General features: G+C 46.7%; 21 protein-coding genes. All 21 read left to right on the top strand.

Annotated elements, in window-relative coordinates; all coding sequences use genetic code 11:
- Positions 1 to 208 precede the first annotated feature (208 nt).
- The 21 genes from hslO to ACU1JV_RS27210 all read left to right on the top strand — a co-directional run bounded on the left by hslO (position 209) and on the right by ACU1JV_RS27210 (position 21468).
- Positions 209 to 1093, top strand: coding sequence for an Hsp33 family molecular chaperone HslO (gene hslO / locus ACU1JV_RS27310; RefSeq protein WP_025674491.1), 885 nt, complete (start codon positions 209 to 211; stop codon positions 1091 to 1093).
- Positions 1094 to 1113: 20 nt separating this feature from the next.
- The gene (locus ACU1JV_RS27305) at positions 1114 to 2064 is read left to right on the top strand and encodes a peptidyl-prolyl cis-trans isomerase (RefSeq protein ID WP_413987281.1); all 951 of its coding nucleotides are present in this window, start codon (positions 1114 to 1116) and stop codon (positions 2062 to 2064) included.
- A gap of 241 nt (positions 2065 to 2305) precedes the next feature.
- Positions 2306 to 3244 carry a cysteine synthase A gene (gene cysK / locus ACU1JV_RS27300; protein WP_016818901.1) on the top strand — a complete coding sequence of 313 codons (939 nt, stop codon included), beginning with the start codon at positions 2306 to 2308 and terminating at the stop codon, positions 3242 to 3244.
- A 128-nt stretch (positions 3245 to 3372) separates the two neighbouring features.
- Positions 3373 to 4995 carry an anthranilate synthase component I family protein gene (locus ACU1JV_RS27295; RefSeq protein WP_413987282.1) on the top strand — a complete coding sequence of 541 codons (1623 nt, stop codon included), beginning with the start codon at positions 3373 to 3375 and terminating at the stop codon, positions 4993 to 4995.
- Positions 4996 to 5000: 5 nt separating this feature from the next.
- Positions 5001 to 5576 (top strand): aminodeoxychorismate/anthranilate synthase component II, encoded by a 576-nt coding sequence (gene pabA, locus ACU1JV_RS27290; RefSeq protein WP_013368702.1) that lies wholly within the window; start codon positions 5001 to 5003, stop codon positions 5574 to 5576.
- 3 nt (positions 5577 to 5579) lie between these two features.
- Positions 5580 to 6467 carry an aminotransferase class IV gene (locus tag ACU1JV_RS27285; protein WP_413987283.1) on the top strand — a complete coding sequence of 296 codons (888 nt, stop codon included), beginning with the start codon at positions 5580 to 5582 and terminating at the stop codon, positions 6465 to 6467.
- Positions 6464 to 7330 (top strand): dihydropteroate synthase, encoded by an 867-nt coding sequence (folP, locus tag ACU1JV_RS27280; RefSeq protein WP_129548507.1) that lies wholly within the window; start codon positions 6464 to 6466, stop codon positions 7328 to 7330. The genes ACU1JV_RS27285 and folP overlap by 4 nt, the downstream gene beginning before the upstream one ends.
- A gap of 105 nt (positions 7331 to 7435) precedes the next feature.
- Positions 7436 to 7798, top strand: a complete 363-nt coding sequence (folB, locus tag ACU1JV_RS27275; RefSeq protein ID WP_013368705.1) for a dihydroneopterin aldolase — start codon at positions 7436 to 7438, stop codon at positions 7796 to 7798.
- Positions 7799 to 7807: 9 nt separating this feature from the next.
- The gene (folK, locus tag ACU1JV_RS27270) at positions 7808 to 8356 is read left to right on the top strand and encodes a 2-amino-4-hydroxy-6-hydroxymethyldihydropteridine diphosphokinase (protein WP_013368706.1); all 549 of its coding nucleotides are present in this window, start codon (positions 7808 to 7810) and stop codon (positions 8354 to 8356) included.
- The gene (locus ACU1JV_RS27265; RefSeq protein WP_013368707.1) at positions 8308 to 8508 is read left to right on the top strand and encodes a helix-turn-helix domain-containing protein; all 201 of its coding nucleotides are present in this window, start codon (positions 8308 to 8310) and stop codon (positions 8506 to 8508) included. Before folK ends, ACU1JV_RS27265 begins: the two co-directional genes overlap by 49 nt.
- 45 nt (positions 8509 to 8553) lie before the next feature.
- Positions 8554 to 9582 (top strand): tRNA dihydrouridine synthase DusB, encoded by a 1029-nt coding sequence (gene dusB / locus ACU1JV_RS27260; RefSeq protein ID WP_013368708.1) that lies wholly within the window; start codon positions 8554 to 8556, stop codon positions 9580 to 9582.
- Between the two features lie 214 nt (positions 9583 to 9796).
- On the top strand, positions 9797 to 10273 hold the full coding sequence (gene greA, locus ACU1JV_RS27255) for a transcription elongation factor GreA (RefSeq protein WP_013308160.1): 477 nt from the start codon (positions 9797 to 9799) through the stop codon (positions 10271 to 10273).
- Positions 10274 to 10385: 112 nt separating this feature from the next.
- Complete coding sequence (gene lysS / locus ACU1JV_RS27250; protein ID WP_040102441.1) at positions 10386 to 11912, top strand: lysine--tRNA ligase; 1527 nt, start codon at positions 10386 to 10388, stop codon at positions 11910 to 11912.
- A gap of 87 nt (positions 11913 to 11999) precedes the next feature.
- Positions 12000 to 13337: a TrkH family potassium uptake protein gene (locus ACU1JV_RS27245; protein ID WP_413987284.1), complete on the top strand. Its 1338-nt coding sequence runs from the start codon at positions 12000 to 12002 to the stop codon at positions 13335 to 13337.
- Positions 13338 to 13625: 288 nt separating this feature from the next.
- A complete protein-coding gene (locus ACU1JV_RS27240) occupies positions 13626 to 14159 on the top strand; it encodes a hypothetical protein (RefSeq protein WP_013368711.1) in 534 nt (177 codons plus the stop codon).
- A 423-nt stretch (positions 14160 to 14582) separates the two neighbouring features.
- Complete coding sequence (fabI, locus tag ACU1JV_RS27235; RefSeq protein WP_413987285.1) at positions 14583 to 15353, top strand: enoyl-ACP reductase FabI; 771 nt, start codon at positions 14583 to 14585, stop codon at positions 15351 to 15353.
- Positions 15354 to 15365: 12 nt separating this feature from the next.
- Positions 15366 to 16826: a class I adenylate-forming enzyme family protein gene (locus tag ACU1JV_RS27230; protein ID WP_013368714.1), complete on the top strand. Its 1461-nt coding sequence runs from the start codon at positions 15366 to 15368 to the stop codon at positions 16824 to 16826.
- A 44-nt stretch (positions 16827 to 16870) separates the two neighbouring features.
- Positions 16871 to 18094, top strand: a complete 1224-nt coding sequence (locus ACU1JV_RS27225) for an aldehyde dehydrogenase family protein (protein WP_413987286.1) — start codon at positions 16871 to 16873, stop codon at positions 18092 to 18094.
- A complete protein-coding gene (locus ACU1JV_RS27220) occupies positions 18091 to 19791 on the top strand; it encodes a thiamine pyrophosphate-binding protein (protein ID WP_058831386.1) in 1701 nt (566 codons plus the stop codon). The genes ACU1JV_RS27225 and ACU1JV_RS27220 overlap by 4 nt, the downstream gene beginning before the upstream one ends.
- A 20-nt stretch (positions 19792 to 19811) precedes the next feature.
- Positions 19812 to 21056, top strand: coding sequence for a beta-ketoacyl-ACP synthase II (fabF, locus tag ACU1JV_RS27215; protein WP_013368717.1), 1245 nt, complete (start codon positions 19812 to 19814; stop codon positions 21054 to 21056).
- Between the two features lie 4 nt (positions 21057 to 21060).
- Positions 21061 to 21468, top strand: coding sequence for a 3-hydroxyacyl-ACP dehydratase FabZ family protein (locus ACU1JV_RS27210; protein WP_013368718.1), 408 nt, complete (start codon positions 21061 to 21063; stop codon positions 21466 to 21468).
- The last annotated feature ends 45 nt before the right edge of the window (positions 21469 to 21513 follow it).

Raw genomic sequence — 21513 nt, 5'->3', positions numbered from 1 at the left:
TAGGCTGCCGCTGAGCCAAGCCGATGATTTTATCGGTTTGGATTAGCGGCGTTTTTCGTCTATACTGAAATATGTTACGTTTTTGAACAATTCGCGTGATCTGTAGATGCAGGTTGTTTATATAGTAGGAAATGATGCTTCAAGGATGAGGGAATACTAACGAAAATAAGCAGCATGGCTGCCTTGGATAATAGGGGAGGATATCAATATGGAAAATAAACAGGATCGACTTATTCGCGGCACAGCCATGGATGGAAGGGTCAGAGCTTTTGCAGTTCGGACAACTCAATTGGTAGAGGAGTTGCGGAGAAGACATGATACTTATCCTACGGCAACCGCTGCTTTGGGACGAACCCTCACAGCGGGTGCAATTATGGGTTCTATGCTAAAAGGCAAAGAACGATTGACCATTCAAGTCAAAGGCGATGGACCGATTGGGCAAATTGTCGTTGATGCCAATGCTGTAGGAGAAGTGCGGGGTTATGTTACTGAACCACACGTGCATTTGCCGAGCAATAGTATGGGCAAACTGGATGTAGCGGGTGCCGTAGGTACAGAGGGATTCATTCATATTATCAAGGATTTGGGGTTAAAAGAACCGTACCGCGGTAGTATCCCGATTATTTCCGGTGAGCTCGGTGAGGACTTTACCTATTATTTTGCCAAATCCGAACAGACTCCGTCAGCGGTGGGTTTGGGTGTGCTGGTAGATACGGATAACTCCGTTATTGTGGCCGGCGGATTTATTATTCAGTTGCTTCCAGGTCTGAATGATGATGAGATTACTGCTATCGAAAATGCAGTTGGCTCAATTCCACCCGTTACCGCTCTGCTGGATCAAGGGCTGGAGCTTGATGAAATGCTGCGTTGGATGCTGCCGGACGTTAGAGTTCTGGATGAAATGGATATCCATTTTCAATGTGAGTGCTCACGCGAGCGCGTGGAAAAAACATTGATCAGTCTGGGAGAAAGTGAATTAAAGCAATTAATTGAGGAAGAAGGACAGGCTGAGGTCGTGTGTCACTTTTGTAATGAGGCTTATCAGTTTAATAAGGATGAATTGCAAAATCTGTTAGATCAAGCCAAGGCCTAACCGGATGGGCGGTGCAAGCGATGACTACACGGGAAAAGGGATTATGGACAGCTGTCATTATTCTGACCGTTAGCGTCGCCGCCTTGGGTGGTCTTATCATGCTTCGGGGGCTGTTAAAGCCGGGTGATGTAAGCAAGGATGACGGCGATCATACTGTGGCGGAGATCGGTCAGGAAGGCATATCGGAGGAACAGTGGGTAGCGGAACTGAAAAAGCGATATGGAACTAATACGCTGTTGCAAATGTTGAATCGTAAAGCCGTGCAGGCTGAAGCCAAGCGTCTCGGTATTAAGATCACCCAAGAGGATTTACAGCAAGTGCTGGAGCAGGATAGTAAAGGGTACGATTCAGAACATGCCTACTTTGAGGAAATGCAGCGACAGTTTGGCTTAAATCCGGTTGACTTGCGGAATGAAGCGGAGTACCGGATTGGCTTGGAGAAAATAGCCACCCAAGGTATTCAGGTTGAGGAAACGGAGATTGACGAGTATTGGGAACAGCACCCCGAAGAGTTTGCCGTTGGTAAGCAGATCAAACTTGCAGCTATTTATGTGGCTAAAGCAGAGGAAGCAGAGACGTTGCTCGATCGGGTCAAGCAAGGAGAAAGCTTCGACATGCTGCTTCGGGAGCATTCAGTCTCAGGTAACCCTCTTGGCGAGGATCACAGCGGACAGTTGGGATGGTTGGATGAATATGATCCATTTCAACCAGAGGCAGTCATGAAGGCGGCGAGAGAACTAAGCTCCGGGGATGTTGCAGGTCCCATCTCTGTTAATGATGGCTATGCGGTCATTTATGTACAGGATGTCAGACTAAAGAATTCTCCCGATAAGCAGCAAATTCGTCAGCAAATCCGCCGCTCTCTTGCGCTTGCACAAGCCGCTCCTTTGGACGAGGTCGAAAAGAGTCTGCGTGATAAATATGGAGCTCGTATTTTATCTGGGAAAGAGGCACCCTCTGCTTCTCTTTAGCATAGTGAAAGGATCTTGCTTTTGATGAAGATACGGTGCCGATAACGCGGGAGAACAGCCTATTGGCTTATTTACTTGTATTGACATTGGAATTGAAGATTGTTATGATTAGCGTATAAAACCAACTATTTTTATCGGAAATTAAATGAACGGCATAAAACTAAGATAGATTTACCTAGAATCATCTACAATATGTTTTCGCAATTTTTAATATATCATCTACAGTCAGGGAGGAATTATCATGGCTAAAGTTGTTAATAACATCACCGACCTTATCGGGGAGACTCCCCTCGTTCGCCTCAACCGGATCGTACCGGAAGATAGCGCCGAAATTTATTTGAAACTGGAATATCAGAACCCGGGCTCCAGTGTAAAAGACCGTATTGCGATTAGTATGGTGGAAGAAGCTGAGCGTGAAGGTCTGCTTAAGCCGGGCGGTACCATTATTGAAGCAACTAGCGGTAACACAGGAATCGGCCTGGCTATGGTTGCTGCTGCGAAGGGATATAAAGCAGTAATTGTTATGCCAGAAACGATGAGTATAGAGCGTCGTAATTTGTTGCGTGCTTATGGAGCCGAGCTTGTGTTAACACCTGGCTCAGAGGGTATGAACGGATCTGTTAAAAAAATGGAAGAGCTATTGAGCGAAAACCCGGATTATTTCGCTGCCGAGCAGTTCAAGAACAAAGCCAATATCAAAATTCACCGTGAAACGACGGGTCCTGAGATCGTAGAAGCGATTCGCTCCATTGGCGGCACGCTGGATGCTTTTATAGCAGGTATAGGGACTGGTGGAACCATTTCCGGTGCTGGAGAAGTGCTTAAAAAAGAATTCCCTGATATTAAAATCGTGGCTGTAGAGCCCGCTTCTTCCCCATTGCTAGCAGGCGGCAAGCCAGGACCTCACAAAATTCAAGGGCTGGGTGCAAACTTTATTCCTGAAATTCTAAATCGCGATATCTATGATGAAATTTTTCATGTAGAAAACGATGAAGCTTTCGAGGTAGCGCGTAGAGTGGCCAAGGAAGAGGGCATTTTGTCCGGTATTTCTTCTGGTGCGGCTGTTCATGCGGCCTTGAAGCTTGCTAAGCAATTGGGCAAGGGTAAGCGGATTGTTGTCATTATTCCAAGTAATGGCGAACGTTACCTGAGTACACCACTATACAATTTCGAGCTGTAATTATGTCGTAATTGTGTATACTATACGTAAGGAAACCCTCATTTCCCTGTAACCGGGGGGATGAGGGTTTCTTTGTAGGGAGAAAATGCAGACTTTTGGCATAGTAAGGGAAGGGGTAGCACACACAGATGAAATGGACAGCTAGAGTGACGGAGGCGCAGTGGCAAACCTGGCAGAAGGAAGGCTGGAATGTACTTCCCTATATTGCTGAGTACACTTTGCCCGTAGGCGGTTTACCTTCATCGTGGCGGAGGGCTTGGGAGGATTCGTCGCCATATGCCTTCTTGCTGGAGAGCGCTAAAGGTGGAAGGTATACCTATCTGGCCTTGAATCCAGTTGCTATATTGGAAGGCAAGGGAGAACAAGCAGTTTGGACTGATTTGCAAAGCGGGGAGCATGGTGATATACATGGACAACCTTTGACAGTCATGAACGATTGGATCGCTTCTTACCGTGCGCCGCGTGTGCCTGGCATGCCTTTTTTCTCTGGGGGATTTGCGGGTTATCTGGGCTACGATGTAGCTCGCTCGCTGGAGCGTTTGCCAACTCAAGCTGCAGACGACACGGATATACCTGATTATGTGTGGATGCGGGTGAATGAGCTATGGATTTATGATCACGAAACATCATGCCTATATTGTGCTGTTCATATGCTTAATCCTGCCCGCTCCGGTGAATTCAGTAGCCAGACTGATTTGGCGAATGAGCTTATGGTGGATGAGACCACATCCATACTTGGCAAGCTTTATGCGGAAGCGGTCCAACGTGCAGAACGCATGCTGACTCAGTGGAAGGACATCATACATGCGGGAGAGACTGATCCAGCTCATCCTCGTCGTTATGCTCGGCTGTCCGAAAAAGGATTAGAGGCTGCTCATCAAGAATCTGAAGGCTGGAAAATGGCATTCAGTCAACAAGATTTTGAACATGCCGTGAAACGTGTGCAGGAATATATTGCCCAAGGAGATGTATTTCAGGTTAACTTGTCGATTCGCCAGCAACGTACGCTTGCAGCCCTTCCTGAGAATATATATGAATGGCTTCGTCTGCTGAATCCATCCCCTTATATGGGGATGCTGCGTATGCCAGATTTACGGATCGTCAGTGGCTCACCGGAATTGCTGGTGAAGCTGGAGGATGGACGTGTGAGCGCTCGACCTATTGCGGGAACGAGAAGAAGGGGGCTAACACCTGATGAAGACGCCGCTATGGCTGCAGAGCTTCTATCAAGTGAAAAAGAACGCGCCGAGCATATTATGCTCGTTGATCTGGAGCGTAACGATATCGGACGAATTGCTGAATACGGATCGGTGCATGTTCCTGAATTGCTGACTGTCGAATACTATTCGCACGTTATGCATTTGGTTTCTCAGGTTGAGGGGAAGTTAGCCTCGGGTCGTACAGCTATAGACGTAATTGCTGCTACCTTCCCGGGCGGAACTATTACCGGAGCTCCTAAGGTGCGCACGATGGAAATTATTGAAGAATTGGAGCCCGTCCGTCGGGGGCCTTATACGGGGTCCCTTGGATGGATTGACTATAATGGTAATATGGAATTAAATATTATAATAAGAACACTAGCTGTTCAGGGCAATACCGCCTATTTACAGACAGGTGCGGGTATCGTCATTGATTCAGACCCGTACAGGGAATATCGGGAGTGTCGGAACAAGGCCAGAGCTGTCATGAAGGCGGTACAATGTGGGGAAGAAGAAGCCGCTTTGAACAGGAGCGGTATCACAGGAGGGTGAGTCAAATGATTTTGGTGATTGATAATTATGATTCATTTACGTACAATCTTGTTCAATATCTGGGTGAACTTGGCGAAGAAGTAACCGTAAAACGGAATGATGAGATTGATGTGAAAGGCATAGAAGAGCTGGCACCAGAGCATATTTTGATCTCGCCAGGTCCATGCACACCGAATGAAGCGGGAATATCGCTGGATGTAATCAGCCATTTCAAGGGCCGGATTCCGATTTTTGGCGTGTGTCTCGGTCACCAGGCTATCGGACAGGCTTTTGGGGGTAAGGTTATCCGCGCTGATCGGCTCATGCATGGTAAAACATCACCGATTCTCCATCACAATACCTCAGTATTCGAAGGCCTGCCTTCTCCGTTTACAGCCACCCGGTATCATTCATTGCTAGTAGAGCGCGAGAGCCTGCCTGAATGTCTAGAGATTACAGCTGAAACCGCAGAGGGTGAAATTATGGGTTTGCGGCATAAAGAGTTTGCCGTAGAAGGAGTTCAGTTCCATCCCGAATCCATTATTACGGACTACGGGCATCAACTATTGCGCAATTTCCTAAAACGCAAGGTGGGCGTCTGATTTATGAGATATATTGGAGTCAATGGCGTCCTCACGGAAGCCGCAAAAGCCGTGATTCACGTAAGTGATCACGGCTTTTTATACGGTATGGGCTTGTTTGAAACATTCCGAACTTATAAGGGTGTTCCATTTTTGCTTGATCGGCATCTGCATCGACTGAAGAAAGGCTGTCGAATGCTTGGCATTCCTTTTCAACCGGATGAAGAGCAGCTTACAAAACACATCCAGCATCTGATGGCGGCAAATGGATTGAATGAAGCCTATATCCGCTACACTGTATCCGCAGGTGAAGAGGCTCTGGGCTTGCCATCTGGTGACTACACGCGGCCCAACCATATTTTGTTCGCCAAGCCGTTGCCCTCTATAAATACACAACCCGGGCAATCCTCGGCACTTCAGCTGCTGCGAACCCCTAGAAACACTCCGGAGGGTGAGGTTCGATTAAAATCACTCCATTATATGAATAATATTCTTGCGAAGCGGGAACTTCAGCAATATGCCGAGGCTGTTCGTTATAAGGCTGAAGGAATAATGCTTACGGCCAACGGTTTTCTGGCAGAGGGAATAGTTAGCAATCTGTTTTTTGTGCGGAATAATACGCTGTATACCCCTGACTTGTCTACAGGAATTCTGCCGGGCATTACACGTGAGTTCATTTTGGAGTTGGCGGACTTGCGGGGCATTCCATGGGAGCAAGGGCTATACCACTGGGATGAGCTTAAACAGGCTGATGAAATTTTTATGACCAACTCTATACAAGAAATACGACCTGTGGATTTATTGTTGGAATCGGGAGGAGTAGCGAGCCATTTATCGGTTCCTTTGGCGCAGACCGAGTCCATAACAGCTTTGCTGTTGCACGATTATAGGCAGAAAGCAGGGATGAAGTGAATATACCAACTCTTTATCAACGTAGCTATCAAATGGGGGATGCCAAGCTTACACTCGGACACTCCACCCAGATTATGGGCATCCTCAATGTGACCCCGGATTCTTTTTCTGACGGAGGATTACATTATAATCCAGAGATAGCTGTTTTACATGCATTGAAACTAGTGGAGGATGGAGCGAATATTATTGACATTGGAGGGGAGTCTACTCGTCCGGGCCATGAACCAGTAGGTGTGGAAGAGGAACTGGCTCGGGTCATTCCGGTCGTCCAGGCGATCCATCGTATTGCACCGCACATCCCATTATCTGTGGATACTTACAAAGCAGAAGTAGCCAGGCAGGCGCTTGAAGCAGGCGCACACATCATTAATGATGTGTGGGGCTTTAAGGCAGATCCCGATATGGCACGTGTAGCTGCGGAATTCGATTGTCCGGTCATTTTGATGCATAATCGTCACGACCGTAACTATAGCGATTTGGTTTCTGATATGCTGTCCGATTTAAAAGAAAGTATCCAATTGGCGCTGGATGCAGGGGTCCGTAAGGAGCAGATCATTTTAGACCCAGGCATCGGTTTTGCGAAGGATTACGATGAAAATATCCATGCTATGACTTCTCTCGATACATTGAGTCAGCTGGGGTTTCCGCTGTTATTGGCTACATCGCGCAAAAGATTTATCCGTACAGCACTGGATTTGCCTGTGGATGATGTGGTGGAGGGAACTGCGGCTACCGTGGCCTTTGGCATTGCTCAAGGGTGCCAGATTGTGCGTGTGCACGATGTGGCACAGATCAAGCGCACCGTACGTATGTGTGATGCGATGGTGTACGGGGCTAAAAATCCACTGAGTTATGGTGGGTGAAGCCCGCTTCACGAATCCTTTGATTCTACGATCGCAGTGGCACGATATTGAACTTTTAAGTGGAGCTTATATAGATAAAATCAAAAAAAAGGGGACTTACCTACAATGGATAAAATGAAATTGCATCGCATGGAGTATTACGGATATCACGGTGTTTTTCCAGAGGAGCGTAAGCTGGGACAGCGTTACTATATTGATTTGGAACTGGAGCTTGATCTGCGTGAAGCAGGGGAGCAGGATGCTTTGGACAAAACGGTTAATTATGCTGAGGTGCATTACACCGTGAAAGATATCGTAGAAAAGGAATCTTACCAATTGATTGAAGCTTTGGGCGAACGTATTGCATCTTCCCTACTGGACACTTATACTAGTGTCAATGCACTGACTGTCAAAGTGACGAAGCCACATCCGCCGTTTGATATTCATTTTCAGGGTGTGACGGTTGAGCTTTATCGCGCAAGAAAGTAGGAACGATACATGAATGCACATTCGACCTCTGAGGCATCAGAGGCTTATATTGCTTTAGGGGCTAATTTGGGGGAGCGTGAGCATACCCTGTATGAAGCCATTACCGCACTGGACGAACATCCGGCGATACGAGTGGTGCGCTGCTCCAGTTTGTACGAAACAGAGCCTGTTGGATATCTGGATCAGCCTTCTTTTTTGAATATGACAGTAGCCGTCTCTACAACACTTGCTCCAGAGGAGCTTTTGTTTTATATGCTGGAGGTGGAGAGTCGTCTGGGGAGGGTAAGGCATATTCCTAACGGTCCACGAACCATTGATCTGGACTTGTTGTGGATGGAAGCGACACAACTGGCTACGCCAGATTTGGAACTTCCTCATCCTCGTATGCTGGAGCGTGCTTTTGTGCTGGTTCCTCTGGCTGACATTGTTCCGAGCCAAGATTCGTCCGGTCTGTACAGTATCGTGCATACAGCATTGAATTCTGTGGATGGAAAGGACGGCATACAGCTTTGGAAAACTTGCAGCTGGCGCAACGACTCCGCGCCTTTCGGAAGCTAAAAGGGTTCACCCAGCAGGAGTTGGCAAACCGAACCGGCATATCTTTGACTGTATTAGGTGCTGTGGAGCGAGGTAATCGTACAGTAGAAGCAGATATGCTGAACATCATCGCCCAAACGCTAGAAATTGAAGTCCGGGAATTGACGGATTGACGATAAGTATACGATATAAAAGAAGGAATAAAGGGGTGAACAGATATGTTGAAAATCGGCGATATTGAAATGAAAAACCAAGTCGTCTTGGCACCCATGGCAGGCGTGTGCAATCCTGCTTTTCGCTTGATCGCCAAGGAATTCGGTACAGGCTTGGTATGTGCAGAGATGGTTAGTGATAAAGCCATCATTCACGGCAACAAGCGTACACGTGAGATGCTGTTTGTAGATGAGCGCGAGAAGCCGCTTAGCTTGCAAATTTTTGGAGGCGATCGCGAATCTTTGGTGAAAGCGGCGAAAGTCGTAGACCAGGAAACGAATGCAGATATTATTGACATTAATATGGGCTGCCCGGTTCCCAAAGTGACCAAATGTGATGCAGGTGCTCGGTGGTTGCTTGATCCAAATAAGATTTATGAGATGGTATCGGCAGTAGTAGAATCGGTGAGCAAGCCAGTTACCGTGAAAATGCGTATCGGTTGGGATAGCGAGCATATTTACGCTGTAGAGAACGCTCGCGCTGTTGAACGTGCCGGAGGTCAGGCCGTCAGCGTACATGGCCGTACACGGGAGCAACTGTATACGGGGCATGCGAATTGGGATATTATAAAAGAAGTTAAAGAAGCAGTATCCATTCCTGTCATTGGAAATGGTGATGTTGTAACACCGGAAGATGCTCGGCGGATGTTGGATTTGACCCATTGTGATGGCGTTATGATTGGACGCGGCGCGCTGGGGAATCCATGGATGCTGTACCGTACGATTGAGTATTTGCAGACGGGTAAGCTGTTGCCTGATCCATCACCGGAGGAAAAAATCCGTATTGCCATTCTGCATATGGATCGGCTGGTGGCGCTGAAGGGCGAAGCAGTAGCTGTTCGTGAAATGCGCAAGCATCTGGCTTGGTACCTCAAGGGCCTTAAAGATTCTGCACGTATTAAGGATTTAATTATGGAAGAAACAAAGCGCGACGATATGGTACGTATTTTGGATCAATTTGTATCTCAATTGCACATGGTGGAAAACGAAGGGCCTTCTACAAACGCTGCTTCTCTTGCTACTGTTGCGCAATAAGGAAGCTGTTCCGGCCTGCGCACGCGATTGACTTTTCCAATTGCTTGCCCTATAATCGTTCAGTATAAAATCTTGATGTATACTACAAATTGTATGCAGCTCTCAAGACAACAGCAGGAAATGTTCTCATTCCCTCAGAGTGGCATATTATGTTTTGAAAGCGTGCATTCCGATGCACTTTTAAACTTTTCCCATGACAGGAGAATCGGTTGAGATGAGCGATAAAGAAGTCATTCTGACACAGGAAGGCCTTAGAAAGCTCGAAGATGAGCTTGAAAACTTAAAGTCTGTCAAACGCCGCGAAGTGGCTGAACGGATTAAAGTAGCCATCGGATACGGAGATATTAGTGAAAACTCCGAATACGAGGATGCGAAGAATGAGCAGGCCTTTATTGAAGGCCGTGTAATTACGCTGGAAAAGATGCTACGCAATGCCCGTATTATCAATAGTGATGAAATTGACACCGATGTTGTGGGAGTAGGGGCAACTGTAACCGTTGAAGACTTGGAATTCGGGGATATTACAGAGTATGCTATCGTAGGTTCTGCTGAATCCGACCCGCTCCAGAACAAGATCTCCAATGAAAGCCCGGTTGGCAAGGCCATTCTCGGTAAGAAAAAAGGAACTGTTGTAGATGTAACCGTTCCAGCAGGTGTTATTCAATATAAAATCGTGGATATCAAGAAATAAAAACACGGACTTAGGAATTTAATGTAAAAGCTTCCTTGTGGAAGCTTTTTTTCTCTACACCCGAGACGGACCCCGGCCCGTCCATTCATATTGAAGGAGCTGATTTAGCACCATGTCGGATGAAACTACTAACCAGGAATTACAAGAAAATCGCGAGGAATTAAGTGAATTATTGCAAATTCGTCGTGCCAAATTGGACGAGCTTCGCTCATTGGGCATTGATCCTTTTGGACGCAAATACATACGCACGGCTGAAGCGGGCGTACTACTGAGCAAGTATGACAGCTTGACCAAGGAAGAATTGGAAGAAAAGAATATTGAAGTTAGCATAGCAGGCCGCATTATGGCTAAACGAGTTATGGGGAAAGCCAGTTTTGCTCATATACAGGATCTTAGCGGACGGATCCAAATTTATGTTCGTCAAGACACTGTACCTGAAGCAAATTATAAAGCATTTGGTATTTTGGATCTCGGCGATATTGTTGGTGTTAAGGGTGTGCTCTTTAAAACCAAGACAGGCGAAACGACGATCAAAGTGTTGGATATTGAAGTTTTGTCCAAATCCTTGTACCCATTACCGGAGAAATATCACGGTCTGAAGGATGTTGAATTGCGCTACCGTCAGCGTTATGTCGATCTAGTTATGAACCCAGAAGTACAAAAGACGTTCATTACGCGGTCCCGTATTATTCAATCCATGCGTCGTTATCTGGATTCGCTCGGTTATTTGGAAGTTGAAACTCCAACGTTGCATGCCATTGCTGGCGGGGCGGCGGCGAAGCCATTTATTACGCACCATAATGCATTGGACACGCAGCTTTATATGCGTATTGCTATTGAACTTCATTTGAAACGACTAATTGTTGGCGGAATGGAGAAAGTATATGAGATCGGGCGTGTATACCGTAATGAAGGTGTTTCGACCCGTCATAACCCTGAGTTTACGTTGATTGAGCTGTATGAGGCGTATGCTGATTATAAAGATATCATGCAATTGACGGAAAACTTGATTGCACATATTGCGCAGGAAGTACTGGGCACACAGCACATTCAGTATCAAGGTCAGGAAGTGGATCTGACGCCGCAATGGCGCAGAGTTTCCATGGTCGATGCTGTTAAAGAAGTAACAGGTGTGGACTTTAGTGCGCAAATGAGTAATGAAGAAGCTCATCGCCTTGCGAAAGAGCATAAGGTTCCGGTTGAACCGCACATGACATTTGGTCATATCCTGAATGCATTCTTTGAGCATTTTGTAGAGGAAACGCTCATTCAGCCAACCTTTATTACAGGACATCCAGTTGAAATCTCGCCATTGGCTAAGAAAAACGAACAGGACCCGCGTTTTACGGATCGCTTCGAGCTGTTTGTGGTCGCTCGCGAGCATGCGAATGCGTTCACTGAGCTGAATGATCCAATTGACCAGCGTCAACGTTTTGAAGCACAATTGCTAGAACGTGAGCATGGTAATGATGAGGCTCATCAAATGGATGATGACTTTATCCGCGCCTTGGAATACGGTATGCCGCCAACAGGCGGGCTGGGCATCGGCATCGATCGTTTGGTGATGTTGCTGACAGATGCACCTTCCATTCGCGATGTGCTGCTTTTCCCGCATATGCGTAACCGTACCGTAGAATAACATAACATTATGAATATAGAGGATCAGCCGGGGTTCCCGTGTCTTGTTCCTCTTTTTCATAAGAACGGATGGAGAGGAATACTTCTGATGAAACGCAGCGTCAAGCTTAGTCGGTTCGCATCGCCTCCTTTTATATTGGTCATCGGATATGTATTGATTATTGCATTGGGTACTTTACTGCTGATGCTTCCTATTGCCAATCATGATGGACATGCTCCGCATTGGATTGATTCGCTTTTTACGTCCGTCTCTGCTGCTTGTGTCACAGGATTGGTCGTTGTTGACGTCGATTCGACCTATACGGTATTTGGAGAAACCGTCATTTTGGTGCTGATGCAGCTAGGCGGGTTGGGGTTTATGACCTTAGCGACCTTGTTTGCGCTGTTATTGGGACGACGACTATCGTTGAAGGATCGGCTACTGCTTAAGGAGGCGATCAACGCCGATAGCATGGAAGGGATCGTGCGCATTATTCGCAAGGTGCTGATCTTTTCTTTTACCATTGAAGCGATTGCGGCTGTCGTCTTAGCTTTGCGGTGGATGCGAGAGATGCCGGTCGGACAGGCGATATATTATGGAATTTTTCATTCCGTATCCCTCTTTAATAACGGGGGATTCGATCTGTTCGGAACCAGCTTCCAGCAATACGCAGGAGATTTTGTTTTCAATATGATTGCATCTGTGCTTGTAATTTCGGGAGGATTGGGTTTCCTTGTACTAAGCGATTTGTTCGACTTTCGTCGTGCCCGGAGACTGACTTTACACTCTAAAATGGTGCTAAGCGTGTCGGGAGCGCTCATTGTCATTGGTGCGCTGGTTATATTTATTTTTGAGTTTACCAATGCACGAACCTTGGGTGGACTGAACTGGGAAGGCAAAGTATATGCCGCTGTCTTTCAATCCGTCTCCACGAGATCATCGGGTACAAGCACAGTCGACATCAGCGGGTTAAGGCAGGCCAGTCAATTTTTTATTATGCTGCTGATGATTATCGGTGCTTCCCCAGGCTCTACTGGAGGAGGAATTAAAACAACTACGTTTCTGCTTATGGTAGGTGCGTTAATCGCCGTCATGCGAGGACAGAAGGAGATTGTGTTTTTCCGTCATAGGGTTCCTCAAGATATCATGATGCGGGCGTTGACCATCATTGTAATGGCGCTATTTATATTCTCGATTGTGGTTATACTGCTCTTAATGACAGAGGATGCTCCATTTCTCTCTCTTGCCTTTGAGGCGGCTTCTGCAATCGGAACGGTAGGGTTGTCTGTAGGAGTGACGCCAGGATTGTCTGACGCAGGCAAGCTGATTATTTGTGTGACCATGTTTATTGGTCGAATCGGTCCTCTTACGATCGCCTATGCCATTCGCCCACGTTCGACCAAGACGTTGTACCGTCGTCCTGAAGGACATATTGTAATTGGATAGCTTTTCTATATAAAAGATGCACCCGTGCTGATGACAGGGGTGCATCTTTTTTTATTGCACATATCATAATCCTTTATTTGCAGCATATTATGAAAAATGCCCAATTTGAGAATAAGAGGAAATGGACTAAATAACCAAAATTCTTTTGTAAAAAAACGGCTATTTGTTTCCTTTTATGTAATTATAGACAAAATACTAGGAATATTATGTATAATATTGTATGATAGTGGGCATGAAGGGGGGGACTTAGGGGAATACCAATTTCAAATTTGAAAGGAATCGTCCATTATGTATTTATTTATTATTAGTGCTGAGGTTTTGTTTTGGGTTTTTGTTGTTGCAGGGTTAGTCGCAAGGTATATGTTTGGGTTGAAGAAATTAGGGGGCCTTCTTTTACTCTTTACCCCAATTATCGATATCCTGTTACTGATTGCGGTGTTCATCACGGTGAGAAGTGGCATGGAGATTACGACTGCTACTGGCCTGGCAGCCTGTTATTTTGGTATTACCGTAGCGTTTGGTCATAGGTTAATTAAGTGGGCGGATGTACGGTTCTCTCATTGGTTTGGTAAAGGACCTAAGCCTGAACGCAAGTATGGTGCTGCGCATGCAAAAGAGGAACGGATAGGTTGGCTGCTTCACCTCTTGGGCTGGGCTATAGGCAACGCTTTGTTGCTCGCCATCATTGTATATGTAGGTGATCCGCAGCGTACGGCGGCATTGGAGGGCATTATGCAAACATGGGCGATCGTTCTGGCAATCGACTTTGTTGTCTCCTTTAGCTATACGGTAGCTCCTAAAAAACATAAACATAAGGCTTAGCGAAGAAGAATAGAGCCTCAAGCTTGAACCGAATCAGGCTGGTCACTCAGAATGTTCAAATCGGGAGAGTCATTGCTGGTGAAAATGAAGTGGTTACTTTCGATAATGGGATGAGTCTATTGCTGGAATGGAAATATTTATAATAGTATGATATTTTTATGTTAAAATCACTTTGACAGTCACCTTATTGTTGCCTCTCTACTTTTTTCACACGCATGGACTCCTTTCGATTTGGACACAGACCAATAAAAACAGCATTCACAATTTTTAAAATATTCTTGGCATCTGCCTAAAACGGCGCCTATATAAGTTTGGCAACTGACGAGATAATATTCCAGGAAAGATTATATATGTCTATATATGTAGACAAACGCAATTAAGTTGTTATTATGTTTAAAAATGTAAAAAAGAAAGGTGGTTTCTGTGGCAGTACTACTGAGTGGAAAAAACATTTTGATTATGGGTGTAGCTAATGACAGGAGTATTGCCTGGGGGACAGCCCAATCTTTAGCTGCGGAAGGAGCAAATCTCATTTTTACTTACGAAAATGAGAGGGTTGCAGAACGAGTGCTAAAGCTCGCTGAAACCATTCCGGGTTCCATTGTCTGTCCTTGCAATGTACAGAGCGATGAAGAATTAGACGCGCTGACGGATTTTCTTAAGGAGAAGGTAGGCGTCTTACACGGATATTTCCACAGTGTTGCGTTTGCTAAGGCTGAGGATTTGGAGGGCTTGTTCGTCGACACTTCTCGCGAGGGATTTGCAGTTGCTCAAGAAATCAGTGCCTATTCTCTGGCTGCTGTATCCCGCCGCGTATATCCGCTGATGACTGAGGGTGGAAGTATCGTCACCATGACGTATATCGGTGCAGAACGAGCCATCAAGAATTACAACATTATGGGTGTAGCAAAGGCTTCACTAGAAGCCAGCATGCGCTATCTGTCGAATGATCTGGGTACTTATGGCATTCGTGTAAATGCAATTTCGGCTGGTCCTATACGTACTTTGGCCGCCTATGGCATTAAAGATTTTAACACAATGCTAAAGCATATTGAAGAAACTACGCCCCTACGCAAGACGGTCGATACGTCCGAAGTCGGAGATACGGCGTTATTCCTATTTTCCCATTTATCGAGAGGCATTACGGGTGAAGTGATCCATGTAGATGCTGGATACCATATTACGGGGATGTAAGGAGGGAACGTTGTGCTTATTACGCATACGGATTGCCGTATTATCTCACCTGAAGGAATTATGAGCAGGGAGCGCCTGGAACGGGACGTGGCGATCTTCTCACGGATGTTGACTCTCAGAGGAATTCCTGAAGACGGTAGAGTGATTCTAAAAGCGGCCAATTCCTATTGGTTTGTTGTATCTCTGTTCTCCCTGTGTCATCTCGCAGTCTCGGTAACTGTGGTGGACGAGCAGACTGTAATTGATGAGGTGGCCCAAATCTATGATGAAGCGGGTGCCTGTTGCATCCTGACGGATTCCGATTTAGAACTTCCTCATGCTCTCGTTATTCTGATTCAAGATCTCATTCAAGAAGAAGCAGTACACCCGTATTGGGTGGGAGAGCCAAAGTCCGAAGCCCTCGACTTTAACAAGTGGTGCGAGAGATCTGATGCGCTCATTCTGTATTCTTCAGGTACGACGGGAAAACCCAAGGGAATCGTGAAAGCTGGTTCAGCTTTTATGGAGAATATCAGGCATTCTATACACGCTATGAACTACATACCGTCTGACCATATGCTCCCCGTGGTGCCTTTCTCTCATTTTTATGGAGTTTCACTTATCTTCTCCTGGTGGTTAACCTCATGTTCTCTCATCATCTGCAATCCAAAAAACCTCTGGAGCGTCATTGCAAGTATTACGAAAGACCGGGCGACGGTCGTAGACGCTAACCCCTCTGCTTTTTACACCTTGTTGCGTATGCTAAGCCGAAAACCCGAACAGCTGGAATTGATCAAGCAATCTCCAGTCCGCATGTGGTGCGTAGGCGGTTCTCCACTTACCCAAGACCTCGAAGAGAAATTTAACAACATATTTGGACAGCCCCTGCTGAATGGTTATGGCCTTTCTGAACTGGGCAACGTTACGCTGGGGACGCTGGATTGTCCGAAGGGTTGTGGCAAACCATTACCCGGGGTGGATTTGAAAATACTTGATTCTACAGGCAACCAGCAGGCAGACGGTATCGTAGGCGAAGTGTGGATACGAAGTGCCGGATGTATGGAAGGTTATCTGAATCGTCCAGACCTGACACAATCTGTTCTACAGGATGGCTGGTTCAAGACGGGAGATCTAGGCTATCTGGATGACGGAATGCTGTATGTTATTGGTCGTAGCGGTAAGACGGTCAATCGGATGGGCTACATGGTCTCTCCAGTCTATATCGAAGACCGGATTGGTTCGCTAGGTTACCGATCCTGCGTGATTACTTTGGAGGATGAGGCAAAAGGGACTTTGCTTGTTGCATTCATCGAAAGTGAATCCCCACAGGTCTTACCTGTGCTCCGCAAAGAGATGAATCGGGTGCTCCCTTCTTACATGTTTCCCGATCTTTTGCTTCCACTCGATCATTTTCCTTTAAATCGCAATGGAAAAGTAGATCGTCTGGAGATGGAGCGAACTGCTCTAGAGAAAGCTGCTTCTCGCAAAGCATAACAAAATATTTATCAAAATCGCATATAGGAAAGGGAGAATGTGCCATGAGTATAAATCCAGAAATGGCAGAAAACACGCTGTTTTTGAAAAGGCATGAATCTATTCTGAAATGCCTCAATTATTTGATTGAAAATCGGCAAGAAGTGATGGATATTCTCACGCAGTTTTCATGCTATCGGGCCGCCAATGCAGAAATTGACTCCACGATCCTCACACTTCAAGGTGCATTGCAAGAAGTGCAGACCCATCAGCCAAGCTGGCAACGATCTATGGCTGTATTCATGCCCTCCAACGTCATTTTGTACTCTTATGCATTATACCTCTTGATTCCATCCCTGTACGTTGAAAATATAGACTTTCGCCCTTCTTCTCACGTAAACGAGTACGTCAATATGCTGCATGAAAAGCTCCAGGCTGTACATGAGTTACCCATCTATATTCGTAAAGTTAGCCAGAAGGTGTTCATGGAAAACTCCGTGATGCCGGCTGATATTGTGGTGTTTACCGGAAGCTACACCAATGCGGAGAAGATCAAAAAGCAGATCCGCAAAGATCAGCTCTACATTTTTTATGGGCAAGGGATCAATCCTTTCATCATTGGGCCAGATGCCGATCTGGAGCTGGCGGTTACTGATGTGATCCGCATGAGATTGTTCAACTCTGGACAGGACTGCCTGGGACCTGACATCATCCTGGTACATCAAGAGGTGAGTGAGCCATTCAAAAACTTGCTGATTCAACGGCTTGACGAACTCGTATTTGGAGCCAACAATGACCCGAATGCGAACTACTCCCCTATATTCTATAAAGACACGCTATATTCGGTTTCTGAATATTTTAATACAAACGATAAGTTTATTATTTATGGCGGCGGCATTGATTTCCGTACGAAAAAGATGGAGCCAACGGTTGTATATAGCGAATTGGATCAGAACTTGGAGATTATTGAGTATTTTTCACCAGTGTTCAATGTAGTTAGCTACCAAGACGACGAGCAATTGATCAAACGCATTTCCTCCAGTTATTTCAGCGAACGGGCAATGGGTTGCAGCTTATACGGGTCGGAGCATCTGACTGATGTTCTACGAAAGAAGCACACATTGACCATTAATCAAACACTTGAGGATGTGGATCAAGGCAATAAGCCTTTTGGTGGCTATGGCACGATGTCGAACTACATTTTTTATGATTATAAGCTCGTTTCGAAGCCGATCTTGATCTCGGAAATTGTCGCAGAATATTTGTCAGAAAAGAGGAGTTTGGTATGACCGCAAGTATATCCCCCTGGGATGCCATCATTGGCTACTTACAGTCGGCTGGGGTTCAGCACCTCTTTGGATTACCAAGTGACGATCTCAATATCGTAGCGTCACTCCCCTCATCCGGTATGGATTTTATTCTCTGCAAAGATCAGCGTAATGCTGTATTTATGTCCGCAGGCTATGCGCTCACAACTAACCAGATGTCCGTGTGTGTTGTGGGGAAAGGCCCTGCGCTTAGCAATACACTTACGGGGCTGCTGGAAGCCAAGAACCTGGGTGCCCCGCTACTGCTTTTGGCGCTTGGCACCGGAGGAGACAAGCTGGGTACCCGATCCTTTCAGGAAGCCGATCAAATCTCACTCGTGAAGCCACTCGTAAAATGGGCTTACCGTGTCGAGCATGTGGATCGGCTTGTATGGGCAATGGAGCGGGCTGCCTTTTTGGCTATCAATGGAGCACCGGGACCTGTCTATATCGAACTACCCGAAAACCTGATGGACCAGCCTGTGCCAACAGAGCTTCAGTTTGCCCCGCCAGAAAAGCTGTCGTGCTCTCCATCACTTCGGGAGTTGGATGCTGCATGGAGCATTATTGAGACAGCCCGCAAGCCACTTATTCTAGTGGGAGGCGGAATGAAGTCAGGAACAGGTGATGTCATTGAGCGGTTCGCCAGCCAACATGGAGCAGCCTTGTTCGCGACTGCCTCGGGAAGAAGCGTAATTAATGAAGATCATGCACTTTTCTGTGGTGTTGCCGGGCTTTATACCGATCTGAGTCTGAGGCAAATCTGGAATGAATCTGATGTAGTTATTACCCTGGGCAGCCGATTGGAAGAAACGGCTACATTCGAGTGGGATATTTTGCTGCAGGATACGCCTTTGATTCAAGTCAATGTAGAGCTGGAGGATTTCGCTCACGAATTCAGGGGCATCAAGTTGCTTGGTGACGGATATGCGGCAGTGGAGCAATGGCTTGAACGACGCGGGCAAGAGCCTGATGAGGCATGGCTTGAAACGATCGGAAGATGCAAACAGAAGGCTTTTTCTCAGAGGGCTAATTATCTGGAAGAGCTGAAAAGGGCCCCCGGCATCCACGTTCCAGAGCTGTTGGACATGATTCAGGCAGAGTTCCCTGAAGACCTGGTGCTTTTACAAGAGAACGGATTGCAGGATATGTGGTCTTACTTTTATCCATATTTCCGTTTTGCCTCAGGCTCACTTTCGATTGTTCCCAGTGATCAAACGAGTCTCGGCTTCGGTGCGGCCGCTGCTCTGGGGGCAAGTGTGGCGACAGAACGCCCGGTAGTAGCGCTTGTAGGTGACGGTGCATTCAATCTATTTTGTTCAGATTTTATGACGGCGGTACAGTATCAAATACCAGTAATTTATCTTGTACTTAATAATGGCGGCTACGGTTGGCTGCAAAATCAGATGAATTATAAGCATATCTCAGGACAGGACTTCCCATTTGTTTCGGAGGCGGTCAAAACAGGAATCCAAATTCCCCAGTATGAGTTTGTCGAAAGTCTGGCGATCCGGAGCAAGGGGGAGGCTCGGGAACAGCTTCAGCTTGCTTGGCAAAAGTACAAGGAGAACAAGCTTGTGGTCGTCGAGGTATTTGCTGATCTTGCAGATGTGCATGAGAAAATTAGTCATGTATATGGCGACTTTCCTCTCTACGAGCAACAGGCTTCCAAGAATTAATTTCAGCGAAGGACGTGGGTATGGTGAGAAGACGTGTTGTAGTGACAGGACAGGGAGTCGTAACGCCGGTCGGGCTTCATCTTACAGATTTCTGGAATTCATTGCTGGAAGGAAAAAGTGGAATCGGACCTGTCACTGTTTTCGATACAGCAAATATACCAACAAAAATTGGTGCGCAGGTTACGGGCTTTGACCCGTTGGAGTATATGAGCAAAAAGGAAGCGCAAAAGGTTGCGCAGTTCACTCAATTTGCCTTGGCAGCTGCCCGCCAGGCAGTCGAGCAATCGAAGTTAGTCATTGATGAACGGAATGCAGGTCGTGTGGGTGTTATCGTCGGTTCTGGGGCAGGCGGTCTTGATGTCATAGAGGAGAACTACCGGAAACTAACAGAGCTGGGTCCTAAAAGGGTTTCGCCTTATTTTGTTTCCTCAATGATGATTAATTCTGCGCCTGGCGAAATCTCTATTGCTATTGGAGCAAAGGGACCCTCGTTTGCCGTAGTTACAGCTTGTGCTACAGGAAGCAATGCCATCGGCGAAGCATTACGTACGATCCAGTATGGCACGGCTGATGTCGTAGTAGCTGGAGGAGCAGAGGCCAACTTTAGTCAGCTCGATTTGGCATCTTTTGCGAATATTCACGCTCTCTCCAGACGTAATGAAGAGCCACAGAAGGCCAGTCGCCCGTTTGATACGGATCGCGATGGCTTTGTCATCGGTGGAGGAGCAGGGGTTCTAGTGTTGGAGGAGTTGGAACATGCCTTGAACCGGGGGGCCACCATTTTGGCTGAAGTGGCGGGTTACGGATGCACAACAGATGCGTATCATATCACGGCTCCAGATCCCTCGGGCTCCGGCCCGGCAGAAGCGATTAATATAGCACTGCAAGATGGCGGCTTGACACCGCAGGAGATTGACTATGTCAATGCCCACGGTACGAGTACGCCGTTTAATGACCGAATGGAGATTAACGCTATTCAAAAAGTATTTGGAGAGCATGCTCCCCGTTTGGCGATATCGTCTATTAAATCCATGACAGGCCATTTAATGGGCGGTGCAGGGGCAGTCGAATTAATTGCAACGGTACAGAGTATGATCCACAGCAAAGTACCACCGACACTCAATTGCGACAATCCCGAAGCCCCTGAACTGAATTTTGTACCGCATGTATATCAGGAACGTGAAGTCCGTGCGGCGATTAGTAACTCTTTTGGCTTTGGAGGGCACAACGTCTGTCTTGCCGTTCGTAAGTGGGAGGGGGTATAAGCCTGTGAGCGAAGAGCTAATCCGTATTGAGGATGTGCTTCCGCACAGGTACCCATTTCTTCTGCTCGATGGCGTGACCGGGTACGAAACGTCGCAATGGGCGAAGGGGTACAAGCTTGTTACCCGGAGTGAGTGGTTTATTACAGAGGCTAATCCATACATGCCTCCTATGCTGATCGTGGAGTCGCTTGCACAATTAGCGGCATTCGCTGCGATTGACAAAAGGGGTATTTCATATCTGACCAACCTCAATGGCGTTCGTTTCCATAGCTTCGCGAAGCCTGGGGACCGAATTGACCTCTATTTTGAAGTGGTCAAGCGTCGGCGTGGTTATATTCTCGGAAGTGGTCGGGCTACCGTAGGCGATCGACTGGTGGCTGAAGCGGAGGAAATTGTTTCACTTGATCAATGACGGAGTGGAAGCGCGCGTTAAACTGTCTTTTTGTCCTCCTGACTG

It is taken from the genome of Paenibacillus sp. T2-29, from assembly GCF_052921365.1.
This window is presented reverse-complemented; position numbering and strand designations above follow the sequence as displayed.

What these genes read in the sequence shown, in the direction of transcription:
- hslO (WP_025674491.1), top strand. Translation starts at nt 209, where the DNA reads ATGGAAAATAAACAGGATCGACTTATTCGCGGCACAGCCATGGATGGA.
- ACU1JV_RS27305 (WP_413987281.1), top strand. Translation starts at nt 1,114, where the DNA reads ATGACTACACGGGAAAAGGGATTATGGACAGCTGTCATTATTCTGACC.
- cysK (WP_016818901.1), top strand. Translation starts at nt 2,306, where the DNA reads ATGGCTAAAGTTGTTAATAACATCACCGACCTTATCGGGGAGACTCCC.
- ACU1JV_RS27295 (WP_413987282.1), top strand. Translation starts at nt 3,373, where the DNA reads ATGAAATGGACAGCTAGAGTGACGGAGGCGCAGTGGCAAACCTGGCAG.
- pabA (WP_013368702.1), top strand. Translation starts at nt 5,001, where the DNA reads ATGATTTTGGTGATTGATAATTATGATTCATTTACGTACAATCTTGTT.
- ACU1JV_RS27285 (WP_413987283.1), top strand. Translation starts at nt 5,580, where the DNA reads ATGAGATATATTGGAGTCAATGGCGTCCTCACGGAAGCCGCAAAAGCC.
- folB (WP_013368705.1), top strand. Translation starts at nt 7,436, where the DNA reads ATGGATAAAATGAAATTGCATCGCATGGAGTATTACGGATATCACGGT.
- folK (WP_013368706.1), top strand. Translation starts at nt 7,808, where the DNA reads ATGAATGCACATTCGACCTCTGAGGCATCAGAGGCTTATATTGCTTTA.
- dusB (WP_013368708.1), top strand. Translation starts at nt 8,554, where the DNA reads ATGTTGAAAATCGGCGATATTGAAATGAAAAACCAAGTCGTCTTGGCA.
- greA (WP_013308160.1), top strand. Translation starts at nt 9,797, where the DNA reads ATGAGCGATAAAGAAGTCATTCTGACACAGGAAGGCCTTAGAAAGCTC.
- lysS (WP_040102441.1), top strand. Translation starts at nt 10,386, where the DNA reads ATGTCGGATGAAACTACTAACCAGGAATTACAAGAAAATCGCGAGGAA.
- ACU1JV_RS27245 (WP_413987284.1), top strand. Translation starts at nt 12,000, where the DNA reads ATGAAACGCAGCGTCAAGCTTAGTCGGTTCGCATCGCCTCCTTTTATA.
- ACU1JV_RS27240 (WP_013368711.1), top strand. Translation starts at nt 13,626, where the DNA reads ATGTATTTATTTATTATTAGTGCTGAGGTTTTGTTTTGGGTTTTTGTT.
- ACU1JV_RS27225 (WP_413987286.1), top strand. Translation starts at nt 16,871, where the DNA reads ATGAGTATAAATCCAGAAATGGCAGAAAACACGCTGTTTTTGAAAAGG.
- ACU1JV_RS27220 (WP_058831386.1), top strand. Translation starts at nt 18,091, where the DNA reads ATGACCGCAAGTATATCCCCCTGGGATGCCATCATTGGCTACTTACAG.
- fabF (WP_013368717.1), top strand. Translation starts at nt 19,812, where the DNA reads ATGGTGAGAAGACGTGTTGTAGTGACAGGACAGGGAGTCGTAACGCCG.